This is a genomic window from Arthrobacter sp. D5-1 (assembly GCF_017357425.1).
Lineage (GTDB): Bacteria > Actinomycetota > Actinomycetes > Actinomycetales > Micrococcaceae > Arthrobacter.
In genome coordinates, this window is record NZ_CP014571.1 from 286,281 (window position 1) to 302,176 (window position 15,896).

Annotated in this window: 11 protein-coding genes; 2 read left to right on the plus strand and 9 right to left on the minus strand. The window is 64.6% G+C overall.

Annotated features, from left to right (window positions below):
- Positions 1 to 1,004 precede the first annotated feature (1,004 nt).
- Entirely contained in the window at positions 1,005 to 1,955 is a 951-nt protein-coding gene (locus tag AYX22_RS01345; protein WP_207595761.1) for an A/G-specific adenine glycosylase, read from the minus strand.
- A gap of 114 nt (positions 1,956 to 2,069) precedes the next feature.
- Between AYX22_RS01345 and AYX22_RS01350 the strand changes: the two genes are divergently transcribed.
- Positions 2,070 to 2,792 (plus strand): hypothetical protein, encoded by a 723-nt coding sequence (locus AYX22_RS01350; protein WP_207595762.1) that lies wholly within the window; start codon positions 2,070 to 2,072, stop codon positions 2,790 to 2,792.
- Positions 2,793 to 2,829: 37 nt separating this feature from the next.
- Here AYX22_RS01350 and disA read toward each other — a convergent pair whose 3' ends face one another.
- The 6 genes from disA to AYX22_RS01380 all read right to left on the minus strand — a co-directional run bounded on the left by disA (position 2,830) and on the right by AYX22_RS01380 (position 12,893).
- Positions 2,830 to 3,906 (minus strand): DNA integrity scanning diadenylate cyclase DisA, encoded by a 1,077-nt coding sequence (disA, locus tag AYX22_RS01355; RefSeq protein WP_024819020.1) that lies wholly within the window; start codon positions 3,904 to 3,906, stop codon positions 2,830 to 2,832.
- A gap of 235 nt (positions 3,907 to 4,141) precedes the next feature.
- Positions 4,142 to 6,049, minus strand: coding sequence for an allophanate hydrolase (gene atzF, locus AYX22_RS01360; protein ID WP_207595763.1), 1,908 nt, complete (start codon positions 6,047 to 6,049; stop codon positions 4,142 to 4,144).
- The gene (uca, locus tag AYX22_RS01365) at positions 6,046 to 9,762 is read right to left on the minus strand and encodes an urea carboxylase (RefSeq protein WP_207595764.1); all 3,717 of its coding nucleotides are present in this window, start codon (positions 9,760 to 9,762) and stop codon (positions 6,046 to 6,048) included. Before uca ends, atzF begins: the two co-directional genes overlap by 4 nt.
- A complete protein-coding gene (locus AYX22_RS01370) occupies positions 9,759 to 10,415 on the minus strand; it encodes an urea amidolyase associated protein UAAP2 (protein WP_207595765.1) in 657 nt (218 codons plus the stop codon). The genes uca and AYX22_RS01370 overlap by 4 nt, the downstream gene beginning before the upstream one ends.
- Positions 10,412 to 11,299, minus strand: a complete 888-nt coding sequence (locus AYX22_RS01375) for an urea amidolyase associated protein UAAP1 (RefSeq protein ID WP_207595766.1) — start codon at positions 11,297 to 11,299, stop codon at positions 10,412 to 10,414. The genes AYX22_RS01370 and AYX22_RS01375 overlap by 4 nt, the downstream gene beginning before the upstream one ends.
- Positions 11,300 to 11,351: 52 nt before the next feature.
- The gene (locus AYX22_RS01380; RefSeq protein ID WP_207595767.1) at positions 11,352 to 12,893 is read right to left on the minus strand and encodes an amino acid permease; all 1,542 of its coding nucleotides are present in this window, start codon (positions 12,891 to 12,893) and stop codon (positions 11,352 to 11,354) included.
- A gap of 227 nt (positions 12,894 to 13,120) precedes the next feature.
- On the opposite strand from AYX22_RS01380, the gene AYX22_RS01385 reads away from it, so the two are divergent.
- Complete coding sequence (locus tag AYX22_RS01385) at positions 13,121 to 13,846, plus strand: TetR/AcrR family transcriptional regulator (RefSeq protein WP_207595768.1); 726 nt, start codon at positions 13,121 to 13,123, stop codon at positions 13,844 to 13,846.
- On the opposite strand, the gene AYX22_RS01390 is transcribed toward AYX22_RS01385, so the two are convergent.
- Complete coding sequence (locus AYX22_RS01390) at positions 13,843 to 14,466, minus strand: Pr6Pr family membrane protein (protein WP_207595769.1); 624 nt, start codon at positions 14,464 to 14,466, stop codon at positions 13,843 to 13,845. The two genes, AYX22_RS01385 and AYX22_RS01390, sit on opposite strands and share 4 nt — an antisense overlap.
- A gap of 54 nt (positions 14,467 to 14,520) precedes the next feature.
- The gene (gene radA, locus AYX22_RS01395) at positions 14,521 to 15,894 is read right to left on the minus strand and encodes a DNA repair protein RadA (RefSeq protein ID WP_207595770.1); all 1,374 of its coding nucleotides are present in this window, start codon (positions 15,892 to 15,894) and stop codon (positions 14,521 to 14,523) included.
- Between the last annotated feature and the right edge of the window lie 2 nt (positions 15,895 to 15,896).

Consider the following 15,896-nt stretch of genomic DNA (forward strand, 5'->3'; position numbering starts at 1 on the left):
AGTGCAAAGCCTTGCCGAAGTACCGCAATCAGAATGAAACAGAACCTAGCTGAGCGATGTCGCATTCTTCCCCCGGCGCGAAGACGTAGTCTTCCTGGCACTCCACATCAGCAGTGCGAAGGCTGGAACGACCGCGATAGTCATCTGAACATATCGCGGGTGAAAGGCCCTCTGCACAGAGCCGTCCTTCATTGTGTAAGTGCATTCCAAACCCATGGGCACAAAGACATAGCCTCCGTCAGGTGGAATGGGGGCACCCTCCGGGGTATGGATCGTACCTGAGGGAAGGTTTTCGCCGCTGAGACATGGGTCTGAAATGGATGGCGAATTATGGGCCAAGAGACCACGGTCGATGGCCGAGACCAAAAAGTACCAGCCAAGGCAAAGTGACAGGAGAAGTACAACCAAAGGTAATTTTCTAGCCATAGCCTCCCCCAGCAGTACGAGTGGGATCACTATCACACAATCAATGCAGTGAGGACAGAGCCTTTTCGGATCGCGGACCCTGCCGCTAACTTTGGCAGGAATTTGGCGAAGCCCCGATCAAATAGCGGTTGACCGAAGCTTCGCTCGCATTATGCCCACCCGAAGCTTAATGCTGCCTGTGAGGACGCAGTCTGTGGGCTCCGGCGTTCGTCAGGCTAACGGGATAAGCCGCCTCTGCTTCGCTCGGCGCCGACAGCCGCACCTGGATGAGACTTCTTGGCTTTGGTTGCTTTCCCGGTTGTCACCGCTGCGCGGGGGTGGGTGGCCTCGCTGCGCTCCGCAGCTACCCGGCCCCGGACCTGGGATTCGTTTTGCAGCACTGTTGGCCAGGGAGGCGGCAAACGCCTTTTGCTGTTCAGCCGAACCGTAGTCGCTCGGTGAAGCCCATGGAATCAACAAAGTCATTAGTGATGCCGCCCCATTGCTGGTCCATCAGTGCACCTTCCTCGGCGCGCAGACTCAAAAGCAGTGCCACAAACTGGCGTCCTTGTAGCCGACGTGAACGCGTTCCTTTTACGTTAGGCCGGAAGCCGCAACCCGCCGTCGTGCATCTCTGCCAAGCCGTCCACCAACAGGCCATCCAGTGCGCGCTCAAGTTGCTCCGGCGCCGAGTTGAGCCGGTGCAACGCAGCGAGGGGGATCCCGATGCCCGACGGCGCGAATCCGAGATCCGCCGGCGCCTGCTCGAACATCTGGCGCGGGACGGGGGTGGCGGCCTCGCGGAGGACGGCCATCACGGCACCGCGGACCTGGCGGTCGGTGCCGTGCCAGGACTGGCCCTTGGGCGTGTACGACGGCGGCGGCTCACCCGCGGCGAGCCAGGCGCAGCTTGAGCGGACAGGACAGTCCGCGCACTTGGGGCTGCGGGCCGTGCACACCATGGCTCCCAGTTCCATGACGGACGCGTTCCAGCGCACGGACAGTTCCTGTTCGACGGGAAGGAGGGCCTCGGCCAACCGCATTTCGCCTGCGGTCAGCGCCGGCGCAGGAAGTGCGTTCCCGGAAATAAGGCGTGCGTGGACCCGCCTGATGTTGGTGTCCACCACGGTTTCGCGTCGACCAAAAGCGAAGGCGGCGACGGCGGCAGCCGTGTAACTCCCCACGCCAGGCAAACCCAAAAGTTCTGAGTACGTGTCAGGAACGTTGCCGCCGTGCTGCTCACGGATGGCGACGGCGGCCGCGTGCAGTCGCAGGGCGCGGCGTGGGTATCCGAGTCGGCCCCAATGGCGGACGGCTTCGCCCGACGGCTCGCCGGCAAGGTGGCCCGGGGTAGGCCAGCGGTCCATCCAGTCCCGCCACACGGGCAGAACCCGAACCACGGGAGTCTGCTGGAGCATGACTTCGCTGACCAGGATTCCCCAGGCGCTGCAGTCCGGCTCGCGCCACGGAAGATCCCGGGCGGCATCGGCAAACCACTGATCCAAGGCGCTGTGGAGCGCGGTCAGTTGGTGGGCGTCGGGAAGAGTCATACTGCCCTCCACTGTAATGGAACCCCGGGCCATGGCCGACGTCACACAGTCCCGGATTAGGGCCCTGCGGCGTGTAGGTTAGGGCCCCGAGGACCACGAGCCTAGCCTAGAACCATGGCCACCAACGGTAAGCAGCAGTCGACCGCGCGCTCTTCAGCGCCGGCGAAGGGTGCTGCCCGTGGCTCATCCCGGAGCGGGACAACAGGCCGCGGTACCCCGACGAAGAGGCGGCGACCAAGCCCTGCCGTGTACCGCCGTCGTCGTCAGGTTGTTTTTGGCGCCCTGCTGCTGGTGATCGCCTTACTGGTGGGAGGCGCGGTGGCCCTTACGGGTGCGCTCGCCGGAAAGAATGAGCCCCAAGCCGCCAGCACCCCGGAAGCCTCGCAGGCGCCGACGCAGGGAAGTGCGCCGTCAGGGACACCGTCGCCGTCTGCTTCGCCGACGCCTGTGTGCGACTTCAACCTCATGACTGTCGCGGCCAAGACCGACAAGCCAGCCTACGGTGCGGAAGAAAAGCCGCTGCTCACCATGACCATCACCAACGGAGGCAACGCTCCGTGCGAGGTCAACGTGGGAACCTCCCAAATGGAGTATCTGGTGATGAGCGGCGCGGACCGCATCTTCTCCTCCAAGGACTGCCAGACCGGCGGCGAAGACCTCATCAAAACCATCCAGCCCGGCAAGAGCGAAACCGCGAACTTCCCGTGGCAGCGCAACAGGACACTGGAAGGCTGTGGCGCGATCAACGCGAAGCCGGGTGGCGGCGGCGCGTACTACACCTTCGAGGCGCGGCTGGGAAACAAAGCCAGCCCCAAGGCTGTCTTCCAGCTGAACTAAGTTCCGGCTGAGCCGGCGTTCGACGGCGGCAGGCGGCTTAGAGGAACCGGTCCAGCAGGCTGGCCTCGGCCATGCGGCTCAGGCCCTCGCGCACTGTGCGGGCGCGCTGATCGCCGATGCCGTCCACGGTCATCAGGTCATCAATGGTGGCTGCCATCAGGTTCTGGAGCCCGCCGAAGTAGTCCACCAAGCGGTCGGCCACGGCTTTAGGCACTGACTTGAGGCCCGAAAGGAGCCGGTAGCCGCGCGGCTGGACCACTGCGTCCAACTGCTCAACACCGCCGGCGAAACCGATGATGTGCGCGATGCGGCTGAGATCGATCAGTTCGGTGGGGCCCAGGTTCAGGAGTGCCTGGACGGCTTCCTCGATCTCCTCAGGCGTGGCGTCGGGATCCGAGTAGTCGCGGATGATGACGTCGCTGCCCGGCCCGCGGCCCATGGTCAGTTCCTCCACCTGGAGGGATAGCAGACGGCCGTCTTCGCCCAGTTCCAGGACGTACTGGGCGATTTCCTCCGAGATGCGACGGACCATTTCCTGCCGCTGCAAGGTGACGGCAACGTCCCTGACAGTGACCAGGGCCTCGATTTCCAGGGCGGAGAGGGAACTGGTGACCTGGTCCAGCCTGGCGCTGTACCGTTCCAACGTTGCCAGGGCCTGGTTGGCGCGGGCGAGGACCTTTTCGGAGCCCTCCAGCACGTGGCGCAAACCGTTCACGTACAGCGCGATGATCTGCATCGACTGGCTGACGGAGATCACGGGAACGCCGGTCTGGATGGCCACCCGCTCAGCGGTGCGGTGCCTGGTGCCCGATTCCTGGGTTTCAATGCTCGAATCCGGGACCAGTTGGACTGCGGCGCGGACAATGTTGCTGGCGTCCTTGTCGCAGATAATGGCGCCGTCCATTTTGGCCAGCTCACGCAGGCGCGTGGGGGAGAAATCGATGCCGATATCGAACCCGCCGGAACAGATGGAGTCGATGGTGCGGTCGTAGCCCAAGACAATCAGGGCTCCGGTCCGTCCGCGGAGGATGCGTTCCAGGCCATCTCGCAACGGGGTTCCGGGTGCGACTCTGGCCAGGGTCGCCTTAAGCGACTCTTCCGGGCTCCGGGCCATAGGTTTTCCCTTCGAAGGTGCAAGCCTCGGCTCACAGACAAGCTGAATCCGGCGTCAGTGGGCACTCACAAAAAATGCCCCAATGACGACAAGCACAATGATAGGGCTTCCGGGGACCGTTAACCGCACCAGCAAGCCCCAAAGTGGGTCATTTCGTGATGTTCGGCGGTGCCCGCAAAGTGGTTTGGCGGCTGATTGGCGGAAACCCTATTTCCCCCAACCAGCCGCCTGCCAGCTAGTGCTGGCCCCGCCCAAGCCCGGTCAGCAAAGCGCCACCGGCCTCGCGCCACAAGCCGTTGCTTCCTGCTGCAGCAGCGTTTTCCTCCAGGTATTTAATCCAATCGTGGTACTCGGTAATGTCCCGTCCCTCTGCCGCGGCCACAGCGTCGCAGGCAAAACCCACCGCTCTGCTGCCATCGTCCAGCGTGATGGACCCCAGCAACATGGGTTCGGGCAGCTCGGCCAGGAAGGACCCGAGCGCAGCCTCAGACAGCAGCCATCTCTCAGCAACCAGCCCGGCTCCGCGCGCCGAACGAACCACTCCGGGCTTGGGCGGAGTGGTCTCCAAAGCCACCATCCGGTACTGCGCCGCGGTGGTCACCGGGCCGTCCCAGAAGGCTCCACGCCCTTCGAGCTCCGCCGCCAGCGGCTGCCCCTTCCGATGCGCCCCCACCACTGCGAGGGGAACGACGACGGCTCCCGCAGCAACGGGCCACGGGACCTTGGGAGCCGAGGACTGGGCGGCTGCGGGCCCTGCCGCGGCACCCGCGGCGAACAGTTCCGGCAGCTCCGGGATGAGCTCGATCCGACGCGCGATATCCGCAGCCACCCCGTCCTCGAAGGTCCGGGCAACCACCGTCAGGCCGAACTGGGAGGTACTGCCTGTTTCAACGCCGTCTGTTTCGGTGACGGTGCCCGCCGGTACGGCAACAGCGCTGAGATCGAAGAGGTTGCAGAAATTGGTATAGGTGCCCATTCGGGAGTTGACCCCCACCGGATCGGCCGACACCTCTGCCAACGTCGGATGGAACGGTGCCGTGGGGACAACCAAGGCGTCGAATCCGTCCAGGCGCTCCATGGCTTGGCGCTTGAGTTGCTCCAACGCCGCGGTGTCCGCGACGTACCGGTGTGCGGGAACCTGGCCTGCGGCGCTGATGATGCCGGCGACTGTGGGGTCCAGTGCTGCGGGCACGCCGCCGGACTGGCCTGCCCCGTCCGAAGCACCTACCCCGCCCAACGTCGCCGAATCAATGAAGCTGCCGACGGCGGCGTAGCGTTCGGCAACCAATCCGCCGTCGTACAGCAGCCGGGCTGCCTGGAGGAAGACGTCCAGGTCGATGGGTTCCGCTACCACTCCTGTGGACCGCAGCCGCTCAACCTGCGCCTGGAATTCCGACGCCCACGGTGCCGGGAGCGCCGGTAGAGCAGCGGGATAGGCCACCCGAGGGGTGGACGGTGCCGCAACTTTCACGTCGGTGGGCCAGGTGCGGCAATGCCCGGCCATGATGCCCATGGCGAGCTCGGCAGTGGCGAGATCGCGGGCGAAGATCGTGGCGGTATCCCAGGAACGGCATGCCGGGACCACACCTTCGGTGGACACAACGCCCAAGGTCGGTTTGATCCCCACGATTCCCTGCAGCGCAGCGGGAATCCTACCCGAACCCGCGGTGTCCGTGCCGATGGCAAGGTCCACAAGGCCCAACGCCACCGCCACGGCAGATCCCGAACTGGAGCCTCCCGAGATCCTCTCGGGACGCCTCGAATCACGGACAGCACCATACGGGCTGCGGGTACCCACCAGGCCCGTGGCGAACTGGTCCAGATTGGTGGCCCCGAGCACCAGAGCGCCCGCAGCGCGCAGCCGGGCGACCGGCACCGCATCCCGGGCGGGTACGTCACCAAAGCCGGGGCAGGCCGCCGTCGTGGTTATACCGGCAACATCCACGTTGTTCTTCACGGCGAGCAGGAGACCGGCTAGCGGCAGGTCCCCACCGGCCGCCACGGCGGCATCAATCCGGGCCGCCTCCGCGAGCAGTTCGTCCCGCCCGCGCAGGTGGATCCAGATTTCGGGACGGTCGACGGCGTCAATCGCCTCGAGCGCCGAAAGTACCCGAGCAACTGTGGTTCCGGTGGGACTGGTCATGATGCGCTTCCCTCCAAGACGAGTGCGGGTTCCCGGACGTCCACTGGTTCCAGGACCACCAGCGCCTCACCAGCCACCACTTGAGCACCGGCAGCGGGCAGGACCTGTTGGACCAGACCATCCACCGGAGCCTGGATGACCGTCTCCATCTTCATCGCCTCAAGGGAAACCAGCGATTGGCCGGCCACCACCAGGTCTCCGGGTTCCACGTCCACTTTCCAGACGCTTGCCGCGAACGGCGACGTCACCAGGGTGCCGCCGTCGGGAACAACAACGTCGTCGGCCGGCGGGGCCAGCGAAACGGCCTGCTCGGCACGATCGAACTCGCCGGCGTCTTCCCAGGCCTGGCGCTCCACGGCGAAAGCCGCCGACTGGGTCTCGCGGAATTCCGCGATGGAGACGCTGTTGCGTTCCAGGAATTCCTCATGTTCTGCAAGTGAGAACGTGCCGTCCTGGATCTCCACACCACGGCCACGGCCAGCAGCCATGTCGGCGCGGAGGTCCAACAGTTCCTCGGGACTGACGGGGTACCAGGAAATACGGTCGAAGAACCGGAGCAGCCAAGGCGAACCCGGCTCAAACGGCGCCGAATCCGCGTAGCGCGACCAAACCTGGGTGGTACGTCCCACGAACTGGTATCCACCGGGACCTTCCATGCCGTAAATGCACATGTAGGCTCCGCCGATGCCCACGGCGTTCTCCGGCGTCCAAGTGCGGGCAGGGTTGTACTTGGTGGTCACCAGCCTGTGCCGCGGATCCAACGGTGTTGCCACCGGTGCTCCTAGGTACACATCACCCAGTCCCAGGACGAGGTACTCCGCGTTGAACACGGTATCGAAGACATCGTTGACGGAGTCCAAACCGTTGATGCGCCGGATGAACTCGATGTTCCACGGGCACCACGGGGCGTCGTCGCGGACACCGGCCATGTAGCGCTCGATTGCCTCACGGGTAGCGGGATCGTCCCAGGACAAGGGCAGGCGAACGCTGCGGCTGGGCACCACCAGCTCCGAGCTTGCAGGGAGTGCGGCCTCTATTTCCTGCACCAGGCCCAACAGCTTTGACGTGGGAAGGACGGAGGGATCGGCTTTGATCTGCAGGGAACGGATACCTGGCGTCAGATCCACGATGCCCCGGACTGCGAGACGCTCGAGTTCCTGGTGCAGGGCGTGGACACGGGCGCGGAGGCCAAGATCCAGCACCATGTCTCCGTACTCCACCAAAAGGTTGTCGTCACCGGAGCGGCGGTAGGTGACAGCAGGCCGTCCGTCGCCTTCGGGCACCCGGCCCAGCACGCCGTCGTCGCCGTCTCCGCGGAGCAACTCGGCCGTGCCTGATGCCATGCCTGATGCGGCGCCGGAAGCCGAGCCGGTGCCCATGGTGAAACCGGAGCTACCCGGCAGAATCAGCTGCCTCGCAGCGCCAAGTTCGTTAATGGAAGGCGCCTCAGCCGAGCGGATGGGCACAAAGCGGACCTTATCGCCCGGACGGAGTTGGCCCAGCTTCCAGCGCTCGCCGGTTACTACGGTGACGGGGCAGACGAAACCGCCCAGGCTGGGACCATCAGGGCCCAGGAGAATGGGGGTGTCGCCGGTGAAGTCCAAGGCACCTACCGAATAGGCGGTGTCGTGGATGTTGGAGGGGTGAAGTCCGGCCTCTCCGCCGTCATTGCGTGCCCAGCGCGGTTTGGGGCCGATCAGGCGGACGCCGGTTCGGGCGGAGTTGAAGTGGACCTCGTATTCGGCGGCGTACAGCTCCTCGATGTCTTCGCGTTGGAAGAATTCCGGTGCACCGTGTGGCCCCTCCACTACCTTCAGCTCCCATTCCGTGGTGAGGGCCGGGCGGCTCTCCACGGGAACCGGGCCGGGAACGGTCTCGGGGAGGTGCCCGGTGACGGTGCGGAGCACATCGCCGGCCCGCAGGACGCGGCCGCCATGGCCGCCGAACTGGCCCAAAGTGAAGGTTGATGCGCTGCCCAGATACCGGGGAACATCAAGCCCACCTTCGAACAGGATGTATCCCCTCAGCCCGGATCCGTCGGCTGATCCGACGTCCAGGAGGCCGTTCTCCGGGACAGTGATGGGCTCCCACGCAGCGGCTGGCTTGCCGTCGACTGTTACCGTGACGTCCGCGCCGGTGACGCACACGGTGGTGGCGTGAGTGAAACGGAGCGCAGGGCCGGCCATGGTGAATTCCAGGCCAGATGCCCCCTCCGGATTGCCCAGCGCGGTGTTGCCCAGCCGGAACGACAAATCATCCATGGGTCCACTCGGCGGCACTCCGATCTGCCAGAGCCCGGTCCTGCCCGGCCAATCCTGCACGCTGGTCTGGAGGCCCGGCCGTTCAACGGTGATCCGCGGTTCCGGATCGCCCACGGTGTTCAGGGTTCCGGTGGAATGCTGCGCGGCACGGACCACATCCATCCCGGCCACGGCACGCAGCATGCCCAGGTTGGTCTCGATGCCATCAATGCGGGTTTCCGCCAACGCGGCAGCCAGTGCGTCGAAGGCGGCGTCGCGGGTTGAACCGGACGTGATGACCTTGCCCAGCAGGGGATCGTAACTGGTGGAGACTTCGCTGCCGGTCTCCACCCAGGCGTCAATGCGCACGACGTCGGAGGCCGGGTACTGCGCGTTGGTGACCGTTCCGGCGCTGGGCTGGAAGTTGCGGGCCGGGTCTTCTGCGTAGATACGGGCTTCCACGGCATGACCTGCAACGGGCACACTGTCCGGCACGCCATCAAGCACCGGCTCATTCCGGGCAAGGTTCAGCATCCACTCCACCAAGTCAACGCCGGTGATGGCTTCCGTGACGGGGTGCTCCACCTGCAGCCGGGCGTTGACTTCCAGGAAAGATGCCTCCTGGCGGACGGGGTCGTAGACGAACTCCACTGTCCCCGCGGAGCGGTAGCCCACGGATGCGCAGAGCGCGCGGGAGCTGCGGTGCAGTTCCTCCCGCAAAGCCTCGGGGAGATCAGGTGCGGGTGCCTCCTCAAGTACTTTCTGGTGTCGGCGCTGCAGCGAGCAGTCACGGTCTCCAAGGCTCACCACGCGGCCCGCACCGTCGCCGAACACCTGGACTTCCACGTGGCGGGCGTGTTCGATGTAGCGTTCAGCGAAGACGCCCGCCGTTCCAAAGCTGGAGCTGGCCAGGCGCGCAACCCGGGAGTAGTTGTCGCGGAGTTCGGCTTCGTCGCGGCAGACGGCCATGCCGATGCCACCGCCACCCCCGGTTGCCTTGAGCATGAGTGGGTAGCCGATGATCTCCGCTGCTGCGACGGCTTCGTCCAGGTCCTCCAAGAGGCCGGATCCCGCGATCATGGGAACGCCGGCGCGTTGGGCGGCATCACGGGCGGTGTGCTTGGTGCCGAAGATCCGGAGCTGTTCCGGGGTGGGCCCCACAAAGACCAAACCGGCTGCCTCCACGGCTTCGGCGAAGGCCGCGTCCTCGGACAGGAATCCGTAGCCGGGATGAATGGCGCCGGCCCCGGTGGCAGCCGCCGCCTTGAGGATGGCGTCAACCTTGAGATACGACTCCTTGGCGGGTGCAGGTCCCAGCAGGACAGCCTCGTCAGCGAGCTTCACATGCTTGGCACCTCGGTCAGCTTCGGAGAAGACGGCCACCGTGCGCAGCCCGGCCTTGCGGGCGGATTCGATGATCCGGCAGGCGATCTCGCCACGGTTGGCAATGAGCAGGGTGTCGAAGTGGTTCATGAGCGGTCCTCCGGACGTGTGACGATCATGCGCACCGGCGTGGGGTTGAAGCCGTTGCAGGGGTTATTGATTTGGGGGCAGTTGGACACCAGCACCAGTGTGTCCACCTCGGCGCGGAGGGCCACACGCTTTCCGGGTGCGGACAGCCCGTCCACGATGCCCAGGGCGCCGTCGGGATCCACCGGCACGTTCATGAACCAGTTGATGTTGGACACGAGGTCCTTCTTGCCGAGGTCCCACTTGGCACCTTCAATGAGGAAGTTCTCCACGCACGCATGCTGTTCATGGGTGTGTTGGCCGTAGCGGAGTGTGTTGGATTCCTGGGAGCAGGCGCCGCCGATGGTGTCGTGGAGGCCAACCTCGTCCGCCACCACCGTCATGAGTTCCTGGCCGCTGTCGGCGCGGAGAACTGAGCCAGTGGTGAGGAAGATCGAGCCCTGGCTCGCGATGGTCACGGCGGCGGAGTAACGCGTACTCGTGTTCTGGGCCGCGTAGAGAATGCAGTCAACGGCTTGGTTGCCGTCGAGGTCCACAATGGTGAGCACGTCGCCGGCAGCAATCACGGCGGACCACGGACCACGGGCTTCCACCAGCTCGTCCACTACGACCCGGCCAGCGACCAGTGCGGGGCTCATTTCTGCGATGGCGTTCATGCGGAGGTCCTTGCGTTGTAGTCGAGTTCGGTGTTGTGGAGGGCCAGACGTCCCTCTGGGCCCAGGTCTACGTTGAGGGTTCCGCTTTTGAGGGCTTCAAGGTCCTGCGGAGCCTGCCAGGCCACGATGTCCACGGCGCTTCCCGTGAATTCCGGACGCGGGTCCAGCGGGTGGGCGGTATTGGCCAGTACCAGCACTGCGTCCATGTGGAGGAGAAGTTCGACGGCGGCTCCGGCACCGGCGCTGCCGGCGAACGTGATGCTGCCGTCCCGCTCCACGGTGACGCCCTTGAAGAACGACACCGACGGAGGGAGTTCTTTCTGGCTGATGCCATGCTTCATGCCGCCCAGGGTCAGCAATTCACGGCCGGCCGGTGACAGGCTGTGAGCTGATCCGGCACCGTACTTGGCGGTGTTTCCGGCCAGGTGGGTGGTGCCGGTGAGGGCATCATGCTGACCTGAGGAATCGGCCACTACGGTGGCCATGAGACGGCCGGCGTCGGAGAGAAGCGGGTGGCCTGTGGTCATGTAGGCCTGCCAGGGGACTTTGACCGTATCCGCGACGTTAATCCGTTCGTGCTGGGCACCACTCCGGATGAGGACAGCGTGAATGCAGGCATCGCCGTCGAGGTCTGTGATCCTGATGCGCGTCCCGCGGACCAGTTCCAGATGGGTGTAGCGGCCGAAGGAAAGTGTCTCCGCCCACGTCAGGGAGTCCTTTGCCTCCGCCGGGAGGCCCTCGATCAAACGTGTCGGGGCCGTAGCCGGCGGGACATGGATCATGGTCTCGGCCGTGCGCCCGTGCTGGGCCCGTGCGTGCAGTTTGGCGCCGGCAGTTGTGGCTGTGCCGTTTTCAGAGGTGTGTGTTTCAAGAGTCTGGGTCATGGAAGTCATTTCTGTACTGGTGCTGGTTCTGGACGGTCTGGTGCTGGCGGGGTCAGGCGGCGTTGGTGGATTCCGCGGCGATTGCGGCCTTGTTCTCCCGAACCCGGATGTTCCTGCGGACCCAGAGGCCCAGGAGCAGGACGGCGCCCACCATGATGGGAGCGGAGAAGAGCAGGATCCCGTGTTCGCCGGAGGGGTCGTACACCTCGGGGCGGGGCCAGGAGAGGTTGATGACCATCAGGGCGCCGTAGAGCACGGCCAGGATGTTGACTGGCAAGCCCCACCGGCCCAGTGAGAAGAGTCCGGCCGGCATGGTCTGGCCCACCTGGTCCCAGTCACCCCGGAAGCGGCTGAGCAGTTGCGGGACAGTGACCATCAGGTACGCCAGGTACACCATCACGATGCACACGCTGCAGAGGGTGGTGAAGAGCGCGGAGTTGCCGATGTTGATGGCGAGGATGCCCACAGCCAGGGCGCCGATCGCGATGGAAGGCCACATGGGGGTCCCGCGCTTGGGGTGGACCTTCGAGAGCCGGGCCGAGGCTGGCAGCTTGCCGTCGCGGGCCATGGAGAACACCAGGCGTGAACCGGCCGTTTGGATGGCCAGGGTGCAGACAAAGATGGCGATTGCCACGTCCACCAGCAGCACCTTGCCCCAGAACGTACCCAACACGGCTGTCAGCACGTAGGGGAGTCCCTCGGTGGCGAGCCTGCCGTCGTCGAGGCTTGGCGCTGCCATCAGTGCCGCGATAATCATGAGTCCGCCGCCAACGCCTGAGATGATCAGCGCCGAGAGGATGGTGCGCGGTGCGGTCTTGCGGGGGTTCCTGGTTTCCTCCGAGAGTTCGCCGGCGGAGTTGAAGCCGACCATCACATACGCGGCCATCAAACCGGAGACCAGGAAGGCACCCACGGCACCAAGGTCCGAGGTAGTGACCACACTGACGTCGGCTACCACACCCGGGCCACGCTGCGCCGCTGAGAACAGGGCAAGGATTACTGCGGCGACGCCCACAATCTCACAGGTGACGCCGATGGAGTTCACATGGGACATGAGCTTCACGCCAAGGCAGTTGATCACGGTGGTGATCACCAGGAGGACGGCACCGAGGATTACTGCATTGGCTGCGCCCGTGGGAGATGTCAGTGTGGGGTCGCCTCCCACCAGCTGAAATCCGACCCACAGCTGGGGGAGTACCACTTGGAGCGCAATGGCTGCTGCGGCAGCAGTGATGACCTGGGCGATGGACATGAACCAGCCGGCGAACCAGCCCACCACTTCGCCGCCCATACGGCGCGACCACTGGTAGACAGCACCGGACAACGGGTATCTGGCGGCGAGCTCAGCGAAGTTCAGGGCTACCAGAAGTTGGCCGACCAAGACCACGGGCCACGTCCAAAAGAAGGCCGGGCCGGCAAAGGAGTAGCCGAAGGCGAAGAGCTGGAAGATGGTGGTGAGGATGGAGACGAACGAAAAACCTGCGGCGAACGACGCGTAGCGGCCCAGCTTGCGGTGCAGCGTGGGCTCGTAGCCAAGTGCTGTCAGGTCTGCATCGTCGGTGCGGTGGGTCGCCGTCGAAAGGGTTGAAGTCATCGGGTTTCTCCGTGTCTGGAACGGGATGTGGAACCAGCCCGGAGAGGTTTTGACTGCCTGTCCGGAATATCGGTCACTTGATAGTTTTCCAGCGGGGTGTCCCCATGGCGTTTCGGCAATGTAAAGCCTTGGTTACCGCTCATTTCAAGCGTGTAAAGGAAATCTCACCACTCCGGCAGTACGCCGTGAACAGGCTCTTTGGTGTTGCGGCGATGCAAGAATGAGGTGTGACTACAACCGGACCGGGACGCCCCCGCAAGCAGCAAGCTGTACGCCCGGGAGCCACTGCACGCGACGAAATCCTGGATGCCGCAGCCGAACTCTTTACCAGCCAAGGATTCGCCAATACGTCCACACGGGCCATTGCCGACGCCGTCGGAATCCGGCAATCGTCGCTGTATCACCACTTCTCCACCAAGGACGAGATCCTGGGCGAACTCCTCGGCGGGACAGTGTCCACCAGCCTGGCGTTCGCCCGCGCTGTGAAAGACGGTTCCGAAGAAACCGGGCAGGAGTTGGATCCCGCGGCACGACTGCACGCAGTGGTCCTGTTCGACGGCTTGCAGCTCTGCACTTCCCGTTGGAACCTCGGGGTGCTCTACCACCTGCCGGAGGCCAGGGCGGAAGTTTTCCAACCATTCATGGCAGCACGGCAGGAACTCCGGACCATTTACGGAGACTTGGGACGGGAGCTGACGGCGCTCTCCGACGCAGACCCGGGCCTGGGCGACACCGCCTTTCGGCTGGTCGAGTCACTGATCAACCTCCGCGCGGACGGGCTGATCGCAATGGACTCGGCGTCCACTACGGCCGATACGGTGATGATCCTGGCCGGCCTCAGGCAAAAGATTCAGGCGGTGAGGGATGCCAGCAGCGAGCTCATCAGCCGGTATGGCGAGGCAAACCGTCGTGGAGAAGCCTCTGAGTCGGCGCTCGCAGCGGAAAGTGCCTAGTAATCCACCTGGCGCTTGAGTTTGTTACCCAGCCACAGCATCGCCAGGCTCACCACCAGGAAGCCAACGGAGATGGCGAGTGCGAACACCACCACACCGCCCCAACCGCCGGCTCGGGCCGGGTCGATGAACCAGTAGGGGTACCAGTTCACCAGGGCGCCACGGACCAGGCTGTAGACCAGGTAGCCAACGGGGTAGAGCAGCCAGTACCAAACGTGTTTGAGCTGCAGAGTTGCCCGGGGCGGTTGGAAGAGCCAATCAGCCACCATCACCACGGGGATCAAGTAATGGACCACAAAGTTGACCCACGGCAACAGCGAGCCGAGGTCCTCACCGGCCAGCAAAGCACCAAAAACCAGGCCCACCACGGCCATGGCGATGGTGGCAGTGCCGCGAGTGACATCGTCAGCTTCTGTAGGCCGCTTCCGGATCAGCACCCGGTATCCGCTGATCAGCAGCACCAGTGCGGCGAAGATGTTGGACAGGTTGGTGAAATAGCTGAAGAAGTTCCAGAGGTCATAGCCCATGCCCAAATGGACCGTCAGCTGGGTTCCCACCGCCACCAACGTCAAAAGCCCAAAGAAAAAGCGTCCCCCAATAAGCACATTCCGTTTGGTCATGCTTCCCATCCTTGCCGACCGTATGCCCCGAACGGCCCCGACACCCCGGAATGTCTACGTGATCAGCAATTCCAGTGCCTCGGCAAGATGGCCAACCTCCCGCACCGAGAAGCCGTCCGGAATCACACCGGCACCCGCAGGGCTGGCCGGAACAATAGCGTGCGTGAACCCGAGCCGGTGTGCTTCCTGGATGCGCTGGTTGATACCGGGAACAGGGCGGACTTCACCAGCCAGGCCCACCTCGCCGAAGGCAATCAGACGCTGGGGGAGAGCCTTCCGGGCCTTGGCCGACGCTACGGCCAGGGCAACAGCGAGGTCAGTTGCCGGTTCCGTGAGCTTCACACCGCCCACCGTTGCCACGTAGGAATCGTCCTTGTGCAGCATGCAGCCGGCACGCTGCTGCAGGACCGCCAGAAGCATGGCAACGCGTGAGCTCTCCAGGCCGCTGGTGGCACGGCGTGGTTGCGAATTGGCGCTCTCGGCAAGAAGGGATTGAACCTCTGCCAGCAGCGGCCGGCGACCCTCCATGGTCACCGTTATACAGGTGCCTGAAACGGGCTCACGGGTCCGCGAAACGAACAGCCCGCTGGGATCAGCCAATCCCTCGATGCCGGCCTCGTTCAGGTCAAAGCAGCCGACGTCGTCCGTGGCGCCATAGCGGTTCTTCACAGCCCGGAGCAGGCGCAGGCGCGAATGGCGCTCGCCTTCGAACTGGCACACGACGTCCACCAGGTGTTCCAGCAGCCGCGGCCCGGCGATGGTGCCTTCCTTGGTCACGTGGCCTACCAACAACGTGGTCATGTTGCGCCGCTTGGCTGCGGCAATGATCGACGCAGCAACTTCACGCACCTGCGAAACTCCGCCGGCGCTGCCCTCCACGTCGGCACTGCTCAAGGTCTGCACGGAGTCAACGATCAGCAGCTTGGGCTCAAGCTTCTCCACCTGTCCCAGTGCCTGCCCAAGATCAGTTTCGGCAGAAAGATAAAGGGTGTGCGCTACAGCGTCGATCCGCTCCGCGCGGAGCTTGACCTGCGCCGCAGACTCTTCTCCGGTGATGTAGAGGACGTCCTGGCCGGTGCGCGCGAACTTCGCCGCGACGTCCAACAGCAGCGTGGACTTCCCGACGCCGGGTTCCCCAGCGAGCAGAATGACGGCACCCGGCACGAGCCCTCCTCCGAGGACACGGTCCAGCTCATCCACGCCCGTGGGCAGGAAGGCTGCGGTGGTGCCATCCACCTCAGCGATACGGCGGGCCGGCGCCAAAACTGTAGCGGCCGCCGTCGTGCGCGCTACCGTGGCGCCGTACTCCTCAACGGTTCCCCACGCCTGGCACTCGCCGCAGCGGCCCACCCATTTGATGGCGGTCCAGCCGCATTCGGCACACTTGTAGGCGGGTGTTTTTGATGCGCGGGACGTCTTGGAAGCCATGG